At 36.0% G+C, this 11,764-nt stretch carries 7 protein-coding genes; 2 read left to right on the top strand and 5 right to left on the bottom strand.

Going from position 1 to position 11,764, the window contains the following annotated elements; genetic code table 11:
• The first annotated feature begins 482 nt into the window (after positions 1-482).
• Both ADJ83_RS20765 and ADJ83_RS20760 read left to right on the top strand, forming a co-directional pair.
• Positions 483-3,134, top strand: coding sequence for a PBP1A family penicillin-binding protein (locus tag ADJ83_RS20765; protein WP_053094386.1), 2,652 nt, complete (start codon positions 483-485; stop codon positions 3,132-3,134).
• 431 nt (positions 3,135-3,565) lie between these two features.
• Positions 3,566-6,295, top strand: a complete 2,730-nt coding sequence (locus tag ADJ83_RS20760; RefSeq protein ID WP_035416695.1) for a tetratricopeptide repeat protein — start codon at positions 3,566-3,568, stop codon at positions 6,293-6,295.
• Positions 6,296-6,363: 68 nt separating this feature from the next.
• On the opposite strand, the gene ADJ83_RS20755 is transcribed toward ADJ83_RS20760, so the two are convergent.
• From ADJ83_RS20755 to ADJ83_RS20730, 5 genes are all read right to left on the bottom strand, one after another.
• Positions 6,364-8,013 (bottom strand): glutamine--tRNA ligase/YqeY domain fusion protein, encoded by a 1,650-nt coding sequence (locus ADJ83_RS20755; RefSeq protein WP_048719018.1) that lies wholly within the window; start codon positions 8,011-8,013, stop codon positions 6,364-6,366.
• 357 nt (positions 8,014-8,370) lie between these two features.
• Positions 8,371-8,697 (bottom strand): AzlD domain-containing protein, encoded by a 327-nt coding sequence (locus ADJ83_RS20750; RefSeq protein WP_031539531.1) that lies wholly within the window; start codon positions 8,695-8,697, stop codon positions 8,371-8,373.
• On the bottom strand, positions 8,694-9,419 hold the full coding sequence (locus ADJ83_RS20745) for an AzlC family ABC transporter permease (protein ID WP_048719015.1): 726 nt from the start codon (positions 9,417-9,419) through the stop codon (positions 8,694-8,696). Before ADJ83_RS20745 ends, ADJ83_RS20750 begins: the two co-directional genes overlap by 4 nt.
• A 181-nt stretch (positions 9,420-9,600) precedes the next feature.
• Positions 9,601-9,816, bottom strand: a complete 216-nt coding sequence (locus ADJ83_RS20740) for a hypothetical protein (protein ID WP_048719012.1) — start codon at positions 9,814-9,816, stop codon at positions 9,601-9,603.
• A gap of 429 nt (positions 9,817-10,245) precedes the next feature.
• Positions 10,246-11,592 (bottom strand): ISLre2 family transposase, encoded by a 1,347-nt coding sequence (locus tag ADJ83_RS20730; protein WP_048717475.1) that lies wholly within the window; start codon positions 11,590-11,592, stop codon positions 10,246-10,248.
• Between the last annotated feature and the right edge of the window lie 172 nt (positions 11,593-11,764).

The following is an 11,764-nucleotide window of genomic DNA, read 5'->3' as shown; positions in this document are numbered from 1 at the left end:
CCAAACCAACTTATTATTTGCTTTCAAATAAATAAAACCTCATTAATTTGGAGAACTAGACTTTTTCAGTGCCCTCTTTGGATTCTCGTTGATTATATACATCGGATTTTAAATCACAAAGTGCTTTCTTGATAAATTAGGAAAAATAAGTCCCTTTAACCTCAAATAGCTCCCCAGTTAGACATTTAAAAGATATGGATTCCCTCCTATTTTTACTCTTATAAAAGAATTATCATAAATCTAGCAGTTCTCTCCTTTTGTCAAAAATGATTGGATGCTATGATTTGTAAATCAAAAAACATATTTTTCAAACGAATTTTTAAAGTGAAAATCTATAACACTAAAACAGAAACATATTATTTAAAGCTGTGTCTATTTTCTCTACTAGATCATACAAAATCGAAAATGAGGTGAAAAATCTGCTATTAAGAAAGTGAATATAGACAAAATGGAATGTTTATATTTTATTAGCAGCTACTCGAATGACTGAAAATAATCATTCTCGCGTTGAGCGAAGAAAAAAATTACAAGAAGAACAACGTTTATCAAAGAATCAGAAACCAAAGAGAAGATTCTGGAAAAAACTCTTATATTTTAGCCTTATCGTTGGAGTTGTACTCTTTTTGGTTGGAGTTGGTGCAATTATTTTGATTATCAAAGATGCTCCAAAGTTTGACGAAACATTATTAAAAGACCCTTTATCGTCTAGCTTATTTGCTAGTGATGGAAAAACAGTCATCGCCGAGGTAGGGACAGAAAAACGTGATGATATCGGTATAGAACAAATTCCAGAGGTATTAAAGGATGCTGTTTTAGCAACCGAGGATTCTCGTTTCTACAAGCATCACGGAATTGATGTAAAACGAACAATGGTTGCGATTTTTAAAGTAATTACGACAAGATCGTTAGAAAGTGGTGGAGGAAGTACCATAACACAGCAGCTAGTAAAAAATTCTTTTTTATCGATTGAACAAACACCAACAAGAAAAATCCAGGAATGGTACTTAGCAATTCAACTAGAACGTCGCTTTACTAAAGAGCAAATACTGGAAATGTATTTCAACAAAAACTTATACGGTTGCGATATTTATGGAGTAGCAAAAGCATCGGAGCGTTTCTTTGGTCTAAATGTGGATGAATTAAACCAATTAACACTTGAACAAGCTGCGCTTTTAGCAGGAATTCCACAAAGTCCGAATCGATACATGCCAATCGTTGAAGACAACTTAGAACGTGCAGAAGAACGAAGAAATATGGTTCTTAACTATATGAATAGACATCATTATATTTCCAAATCAGAAATGATAGAAGCACAAAGTACCCCTATTGAAGAGACGATAAACATACAGAAACCGAAAGCAAATAAATATGAGGCCTTTGTAAATACCGTGTTAAAGGAGGTACAAGACAAAACAAATGCGAATATTTTCGAAGATGGATTAGAAATTTATACAACCATCGATTCTGACATACAACAATTGACAGAAGATGTGCTGTCCACCAATGATTATGTCAGCTTCCCAGAAAATGAAAAGCTGCAAACAGCTGTTGTAATTACCGATACACAAACTGGAGAAATTAAAGCAATTGGTGGTGGGAGAAATTTTCAAACTAATTCTTATAATTATGCCATTATGATGAAACGTCAGCCAGGTTCGACAATTAAACCGATTCTTGACTATGGTCCTGCCATTGAAAAATTGAACTGGTCAACAGCCCATAAGATAAAAGATGAAAAATATCATTACAGTGATGGGACTCCGATTCGAAACGCAAATCGTACCTATGCAGGGAGTAAGACAATTAGAGACCACCTTGTTTGGTCACGCAATATTCCAGCATTAAAAACATTTCAAGAAGTTGGTGCAGAAGCTGCAACTGAATTTGCTAGAAGTCTAGGTTTCCCAATTTCAGATGAACAAAAAGGAAATGAAGCAAACTCCATTGGTGGGATTGATGCGGCTTCTCCACTTGTGATGGCCGGTGCATACTCTGCCTTTGGTAATGCTGGTTACTATATAGAACCCCATACTATAACAAAAATTGTCTATTCAAATGGGCGTGTTGAGAAATTAGCACCGACTGAGAAAAAAGTAATGGCAGATTATACAGCTTTCTTAGTGACCGATATGCTAAGGTCAGTCGTCCATTCAGGTACTGGGGCTAAGGCGAATATCGCTAATATAGACCTTGCTGGAAAAACCGGAACGACGAACTTTGATGAAAAAACCGTTACGAAATACAGCCTCCCAAATAATGCTGTAAGGGATGCATGGTTTGTGGGGTATACTCCACAATATACTGGAGCCGTATGGACTGGGTATGATAAAACGACTTCTTCGAGTGATTATTTAAATAGCACAACAGACGATCTTTCCCTACTCGTTTTCAAAGCCATTATGTCGAAGGCAGCAACAAGTCAAGAGCGATTTAAGCAGCCTGAAAGTGTTGGGAAATCGGGAATGGAGTATTACGTAAAGGGTGGAGAGAAACCACAACCGCCGAAACCAGTGACACCAACCGATTTTGGCGCCATTTATGAGGAAGAAGCAAATCAAATTGAATTAGCATGGAACCACTCTTCGATTAGCGGTTTTGAAACAAGCTTTGAAGTTACTTATACAGTAGATGGAAAAACAACAAACTTAACGTCTACAAAGGATAAAAAGGTCATTCTTCCGAATCCTCATAAAGGCGAAGAATATGTCTTTACGGTTGTGGCAAGTGTAGAAGGAGTAAAAAGTGATGTAGCTTCCACTGCCATCACAGTGGAGGAACAAGCCAAAGCACCAAACAGTCCAAGCAATCTCCAAGCAACCTATGATCAAGCATCAAATAGCATTTTGATTCATTGGCAACCTAGTAGCGAAGGTGAAAATAACCAATACATTGTTTCCTTTACGGTTAATGGAATCCCTCAAACCTTAGCAACGACGTCAGAGCAACAAGCCACATTGAAGAGGCCACAGCCTGGACAAACGTATATGATCTCAGTAACTGCCACAAATGAAGTAGGTTCTAGTGAAGCGGTGTCTACGTCTGTTACGGTTTATTCTACTCCTGGCGGAAGTGGAGAAGATAATGGATTTGGTGACATTATCCTTCCTGATGCAAATACTGGCACAACTCCGTAAGTGAAAAAAGAAAATGGTCTCCAAATTCAAGGGATGATCATTTTCTTTTTATATCAAATCAACTAGAGAAAGATTTTTAAGTAGGTCAAAAGATACAAGGAACTTTTTTTCTGGATAGATAAAGCAGGAAAGAAAGGTACGATTGGCACTAGAGGAAGAGAATAATAATAAGTAATCTAAATATAATAGTGTGATAAAAGAGCGAACATTCTGCAATCTTATGATAGAGACTTCAGTTAAGTAGGAAAAACAGGTAGGATTACCTAACTGTTATTATATTGTAAAGAGATTGATTCAAATTAGAAATCCATGAAATAATCTAGTTTGCTACAATGAAGGATAGCCTACTAAGACATAATTAGAAAGATTTTTGCATAAAGATAGTATTTTAAAAAGAGGAAGACACTCTAAATGGATGGCAGGGGGAAGTTATGACATTAGAAAAAAAACTAATCGAAAAAACGTATTATGAAGGATACTTAAAAGATAGAGACGAATCACCAATTGAAGTCTTAGGACAATTATATATTGCTGAACAAAGAAAAAATGTTCCTGATTTAACTTCTATCCGCTTTGCGCAAGGGGAATTATATTTTCAATACCATGATTATGAAGCGGCTATTTTTAAATGGGAGAATATTAGTAATGAATTAGAACCATGGGCGCAAAAGAACCTTGCAGATGCCTATTTGGAATTAGAGGAATATTCAACTGCAGAAAGCTTTTATAAATCAATTGTTACCGATTCTGATCTTTTAAAGACAGAAATTTCGATGCAGCTATTTTCTTTATATTTTCAAAAAGAAAATCATGAAATGGCGTTAGAGATTATCAATAATCTTGTCGCAACTAATCCTGATTATGCCAATATAACAACTGTTGCTAAATCGTATTATGAAGAACAGCAAAATTGGGAAAAAGCAATCCAGCTTGCTGTTAATGAAGGGAAAAGAACAGATGCATTAAAATGGTATGAAGCGCTGATTCATTATAGCAACCTTGGTGTAATCAATCAGTTTGAGCCATCTTATTTTATGGAAAACTTGAAAAGTCTTCAAGAATTAGATACTGCTACTTTTGAGAGATTGGCGATATCATTATGGAAAAACTATGAAGATAGCGCACATTATTTAACATGGGTAACTGTGTTTAATACAGTCTATGAGCCAGCACCAAGTGAAGCTGAAGAGGGACTGACGCTTATATTAGAAAAAGCATATGCTCATTTAATTAGTGGTAGCTATCCTATTAAAGAAGTACAAGAAATCGTTCCAGCACTTTTATCCAATTATTTCTTATCTTCTGCTGGAAGACATGTTGTAGTTGCAGCATCTGCTGTTTTAGCTTGGAATGAAATGTTTAAACATTCTATTGAATATTCCGTTGTATCAAAAGCTGAAATGGTCATTAATGAAGCACCGGAAGCGAATGTTTCGTTCCAACAATTTATGAATTTATTTGAATCTATTATAGATTGGGCAGATAAACATGATATTCCACTAGATAAGAAATTTACCCAAAAAGTGCAGGATTACCTTCCATCTGATCATTATCAATTATTGATGGTAGGATCACATGGAAGTGGTGTGAATGCTTATATTAATGAGCTTGTAGGGGAAACTGTTCTGGCGGAAGAAGCAAGCGCGATTCTAACAGTAAAAGATAATGATTATCTTGAGATTAAGGAAGTAACGAACGCTGGATTACGTCCAATTGATACACTAACCAATTTTTATAAAGAGCTTTTGATGCAACAATCAGATTCTGTGAATCCGAGAGTGTTTCAGTTAGATACACCTTCTCACTTTTTAAATCAAAATAGATGGACTGTTACTACTGCTCCTTTTGTTGAAAAAGAATCTTATGCAGATTATGCCATGCTGGCAGACAGTCTCTTATTTGTTATAAATGAACACTCTGTTTTTTCTTATAATGAATATGAGCGATTAAAGCAATGGAAGGAAAAGTCATCGTTCTTAACTGTTCAATTCTTAATTTATATGGATGATGCGGAAAATGAGAAAGTGGCAACAAAACGATTGCAAAAGGCAACAGCTGCTATTCAGCATTATTTCCCAGATAGCAAAATATTTATCTATTCTAAGCAAGAGGATAGAAAAATGCAATTAGATGAGGTCAGTCTCTACTATCAACAGCATTTTGAAGGAAGAAACATGAAGGAAGAACGTCTACAAAGCTGCATTTCCATCATTCAAGATTTAATTACAAATCTATTAGATAAGCGACTAGATATGGAAAATAGTTTAAAGGGATCACTAGAATTGTATGAGGAAATGGTAAGTAAGCTTACTGGTGCAAAAAATCAGCTTATGGATATGGAAACGTCAAAAATTGAATCAATTACAAAACAATTTGAAGAAATCAAAACAGAAACGCAAGAAGCAATGAAGAAAGATATTCCAGCTATTTTAAAAGGCTGTAAGGATTTTGTAAAAGAAGATAGTGATTTTACTAAGATGCATGTTGCTCTTAATGAAGAGATGAATAAACGTATAAATCACTATATAAACGAAACGTTATCACCGCGCGTTCATCGAAGTATAGAGGAATGGATTCACTCTTCCCATAAACAATTAGAGCAAGGGCAGCAATTTCTTCAAGAGCTTTGTGAAGGATTTAATGGCATATATAAAGAGCATCCTTTGGAACTTATCTGTGACTTTACAATCATTGAAGATTGGAGAAGGGATGCACGCCGCTTATCAAGTGGGCTACGAATCGATCCATTAAATATTTTCAATCGCTTTAATGCGTCTCAAGTATTTTTAAAGAGTGCAGGGAAGCTACTCGGAGCTATTCAACAAAATAAAAAAATGCTCCAATCAAAATATCAAAAGTATATCGAAACGGAAGACTTTTCTGAAGTGGTTTCATCTGTTTCAGCAGCTGTTTTACAGCATTTTGATTTCTATGAAAAAGGATTGGAAAATGATATCAAGATGTTCTTTATCAGTCCAAAGGTAACATTAGAGCAGGTTGCTGAAGAAAAATCAAAAGACATAGTGGAATACAAAGATTTACTAGAACGTTTAAAGAATAATCCGGAAATGTTCCATGATCCATTGAAATTATTCGAATTACGTTTGCTGCAGTACGATTGGCTTGCTAATACAACTAAGCCTGCAACGACATGGATATAAGTGATTGAAAAAAGGGAGAAGATTAATCGAAATAGTGATTATTCTTCTCCCTTTATTTCTAGCAAATATTATAATTTAAATGAGCTTTTCAAGGAAACAATGCGGTTAAATACAGGCTTTTCAGATGTTGTATATTTAGGGTCCACATTAAAATAGCCATGACGGAAGAATTGAAATTTATCTTGTGGTTTAACATCCTTCATATTTGGCTCAATAAAGCCTTGAATCACTTCTAGAGAATTAGGATTTACATAGTCTAAGAACGTTTTTCCTTCTTCTATTTCCTCCTCTTCATCACTAATAAGTGGTTCGAATAAGCGGAATTCAGCAGGGATAGCTTGCGTTGCTTCCACCCAATGCAATGTTCCTTTTACTTTTCTGCCAGTAAAGCCAGTCCCACTTTTTGTTTCTTTATCATACGTACAGTGAAGCTCCATTACATTTCCCTCTTCATCTTTTATTACTTCTTCACATTTGATGAAGTAAGCATGCTTTAATCGCACTTCATTTCCTGGGAATAAGCGGAAGTACTTCTTCGGGGGATTCTCCATAAAGTCTTCTTGTTCAATATAAATTTCACGAGAGAATGGAATTTGTCTCACTCCCATCTCTGGATTTTCTGGATTGTTTTCCGCATCTAACATTTCTATTTGTCCTTCTGGGTAGTTCGTGATGACGACTTTTAAAGGATTTAGGACACCCATTGTACGAGGAGCTTTTAATTTTAAATCTTCACGAACAAAATGATCAAGCATTGCAGAATCAACTGCTCCAGATCCTTTTGAGATACCTAATTCCATACAGAAATTACGGATTGCTTCTGGCGTTACACCTTTTCTTCTTAAACCAGAGATAGTAGGCATACGAGGATCGTCCCAACCATCCACATATTTTTCGTCTACTAGGAGTTTTAATTTCCGTTTACTCATTACCGTGTTTGTAATATTTAAACGACCAAATTCAATTTGTTGAGGCGTGCTTTCCATTTCACATTCACGAACAACCCAATCATAAAGAGGGCGTTGGTCTTCAAACTCTGTTGTACAAAGAGAGTGTGTGACACCTTCAATCGCATCCTCTAACGGATGAGCAAATGCATACATTGGATAAATACACCATTTATCTCCAGTATTATGATGTGTTGCATGGGCGATACGATAAATAACAGGATCTCTTAAGTTAATATTAGGAGAAGCCATATCAATTTTTGCGCGAAGAACCTTTTCACCATTTCCAAACTCTCCGTTACGCATTGCTTCAAATAATTGAAGATTTTCTTCCACAGAACGGGTGCGATAAGGACTTTCTTTCCCTGGTTCTGTTAACGTACCACGGTATTCACGAATCTCATCAGCAGATAAATCATCTACATAAGCTAGCCCTTTTTTGATTAATAGAACAGCACGCTCGTACATTTCTTCAAAATAGTCAGAAGCAAAGAGCAGATTTTCCCATTCATATCCAAGCCATTCTACATCTTCTTTAATAGAGTTAACATATTCAATGTCCTCTTTTAAAGGGTTTGTATCGTCAAAGCGCAAGTTTGTTTTGCCGCCAAATTCATCTGCCAACCCAAAATTAATAAAAATGGACTTAGCATGTCCAATATGTAAATAGCCATTTGGTTCTGGCGGAAAGCGAGTGATAACTGTATCATGCTTACCTGTTTCTAAATCTTCTTTCATGATGTTTTTTATAAAATTAGAGCCAATCTCCAAGATTATAGCCACCTTTCTTTTATGTATGAATACTTTTAGTTTTGAATGTTGAGCCTAGTAACTCGTTTATATCGAAAATATCCAAACGATCTTAGTATGATTATATCAATAATATAACCAATATTTTATTATAAACTTCATAGAAAGGAAACGAAAGTACAATAAATTTGTAAATTTTTATGGTTTTGGAAAATGATTTGTATAGTTTTGGATTAATTTTGAAGAAATAGCAATTTTAGTTAGTGAGAGGCTTTTATGAGAAGGATGAACGCCAAAAAAGCAGGAGGAAGAGGGGAAGTTGGTTTTCATTAAAATAAAATGCCCCCTTTAAGCAAAAGAGGCATTTAACAAAAATAATTACATACTCAATCGCACAATAGCCATACACACCACTCCGAATAATACGGTAGTTAATAAGCTTTTGCTAAGAAAAGCAACAATGATAGTCGGGATAGTCGCAAGAAGGGCTTCCCAATTAATACGGATACCAGTACTTCCGCTAGTTTCTAAAAGACTTTCTACAATTAATCCAGTAAATATACATACCGGGAGATAGGAAAGCCATTTTTCAACTGGTTCAGAAATGGTGAAATTGCGTGCTACTAAAAATGGAATAACTCTCGGAATAAACGTAACAAGTGTACAACCAATTAATAAAAGAATAAAGCTAGTGTTACTCATCATTTATCTGTCACCACCCCAATTGTAGCAACAATGATTGTTGATATAATGACACTTAAGCTGCTTGATAAAAAAGTAGAGAAAACAAGCATGCATATGATCATCAATGTGATTAATAATAAATAGTGTTTCAGCTTAGTAGGTTTGATTGTTTGCAATTGCAGGATTAATAACGCAATAAACATGGCGGGCAAAGCATAATCTAATCCAAATTGTTCAGGATCTGGGAACCAGCCACCGATATATCCCCCGATTGTACATGCTCCAATCCAAACAAGGTAGGCAGTAAGATTTAGTCCATTCATCCAGCGATCATTAATAGGCTCTTTTCTAGCAATTTTCGTAATAGCTACTCCAAATGACTCGTCTGTAACAAGGCTTCCAATACCGATATTTTTCAGTACGGAATATTGTGTGAATTTAGGTGCTAATGCTGAGCTTAATAACAAGTGGCGCAAATTCACAATGAATGTAGTAAGGATAATGGCACTAATGGGACTTGCAGCTGCAATCATTGCACAGATAATAAATTGAGAGGCACCTGCATAAACAAATGTGGCAAGAAAGAAAACATGGAATACAGATAATCCAGACGATACACCTACCACGCCCATTGCTAGGCCAATGCTGATATAGCCTAGTAACGTTGGAATACAGTCCTTCACCCCATCCAAATAGGAGAGTGTTTGTTGTTCTTCTTGTTTTTCTAAATTTAAACTTTGCACGGTCAATCCCCTTTATTGCGAATTAGTAATTACATTTATTATATAAGGGAGAAAAATTTTAGGCAATGCCTTAATAGATGAAGTAGTAGGGGTGAAAATTTGTGGTTATTTTACGCAAAGTTAGAATGAAAGCCATCACTGCCATTTATTGCAGTAGTTTGGAATTCTGAAAAGAAGCGTATTAAATAATAACACAAAAATAAAAACCATTCTCATCATATCTAGAAGAATGGTTTTGTTTATATTTCTTTTCTTTTCGTGTTAATTTTTCCTGTTTTGTCTTTGTTGTTTTCGTGATTGGTACGATGGATCCCCAGGAGCCTCTTCGCATCGTTGTATCAAATCCACTTTCTCTTAACGCTTTTTCCCGTTTCTTTCTTGCCGCTGATTTAGCCATTGCGTTTCCTCCTTTTGATGTGAATCATTTCCTTAATTATACATCATAAAGGAGAACAATGTTACTAGTTATACATTGGGGTTTGAGTCAAGTATTTGTGGGAGAAATTTTTTATCGTCGGAATTTCTCTCTTTTTCAGTGTGTTTGCTATCTCTATTGTTAACGCTTTCTATACTTACTCTATTTATAGTCAGGCTGTTTTCGTAAAATTTTTTGGGATCAATAGACCGTTCCTTTCCGCTACAGGCACTTGCTTTCCGCGGGGAGGAAGTCGAGCCTCCTCGCCGTTCCGGCTGTGGGGTCTCGACCTTTCCTCTATGTCCCGCAGGAGTCAAGTGCCTTTCGCTCCAATCCACTCTGCGTTTTCTATGTTGTTAAAATCCATAACCTTTTAGAATACAGTTTACAGTTAAACGTCGACAATCCTTTTTAAAATCCTTGTAATGCTTTTAACGCATGATATAGTGGCTTTCCTGTTGTTTGACTCAAATAGGCAATGTTTTGTCTTGTTGCCTGTCCTGCTGTTTTGGTTAGTTTTTCACGGTAGTATTTTGGTTTTATATGATTTGATTCCTTCTCTTCCAATCGTTTCGTCATTGTTCCGATCAGTGTTTTAATATCTAATCCATCTTTTAAGCCAACCATGAATCGAATAAATGCATCTATTCCTTTTTCACTCCATGCCCTTCCGTTTTTCAGACGCTTGGCAAACACACTCATGGTTCCTTCTGCGCTGCCCATCGGACGCATATCACTCGTATCTATTCCTTGTTCCTGTAACCAAATTCTATAGTCTCCAAGTGCCTCGGGATATGGAGAAAGCTGGTTAATTAATGCTTCTAATCGTTCTTCTTTTTTCTCTGTATCCAGGGTCGCCACTGCACTATTTAACTCTACTAATAATCCCTCTCCATCATACTTAGCTAGCTTTTTTCGTATCGCTTTATATCTAGGATGTTCTTTAAAAATACGTTGGATTTCTCGAGCTACGTGGAATCTGTCTATCGTGAAAAAAGCTTTCTTTTGAAAATACTCTCTGCACGCAGTTATCCAACTAGCTCCGTCCCCATTGATAGCTAAAAGATGAGTAGTTGGATCGTAATGATACGTATCCATTAAAAATTGTTCTAACTCTTCCCAGAAAGGTGCTTCTGCTTTATGAATAAAATGCCGTTTTCCCACAAGACTGGCTCTCTTTCCATTCATAGACCAACCTTCATGGATAGCTGCGATCTTTTCTTCTCGTCCGCGCTTCTTACCACCTTGCCGTTTAATAAATAAGCCATCTACTTCGATAAATAATACCTTTCTTTTTGGTTCGATTGGCAAGCTCGGTACAACTTCTGTTTGTAATAAATGTTGACGAATCGCTTCATGACTAGCTACAGAGTATCCAAGTAATTTTTCTAACGTAGAAGATGCATGTCTGTATGATGGCCCAGTAACCGCCAATTCCATCGCCATTTCTTCCACAACTGGACTAAATCCTTTACCGCCCTCAAACTGTAAATATTGATCTAATAAATAGACATATTTGTTGCCGATACGATCCCAATAGTAATTTCGCTTAATTGAAACAGATCCAAATAAGGTGTCCATCTGAATCGCTCTCTTATCTTTGAGTTGATATCTTCCTTTATCTCGTTGTTCAGCTATTTCTCTGTCATACCCAGTTAACAGCTCCTCGAGAACTTCCGAAAAAGTTTCCTGTAATGTTTTAAATAAATCACTTTCTATTTCTTTTAATGTAGGTAGTTTTATGGTATTTTGTTTCATAGGGACTTTCTCCTTTTGTATGTTTTGTCCGCAAACACTACTATACAAAAAGAAAGTCCCTTTTTCTTTATTTTTGCTCATACTACCGCGCTTGCGTTTGGTTGGCGGTCTAACGACCACCAACCAAACCAGAGGGTAAATTATTTTCTACCCACAAACATTTTACTCATAC

This window comes from Bacillus sp. 522_BSPC, from assembly GCF_001076885.1.
In the GTDB taxonomy this organism is placed as follows: Bacteria; Bacillota; Bacilli; order Bacillales; family Cytobacillaceae; genus Niallia; species Niallia hominis.
Note: the sequence above shows the minus strand (reverse complement) of the source record. Positions and strands in the feature narration are given on the sequence as shown.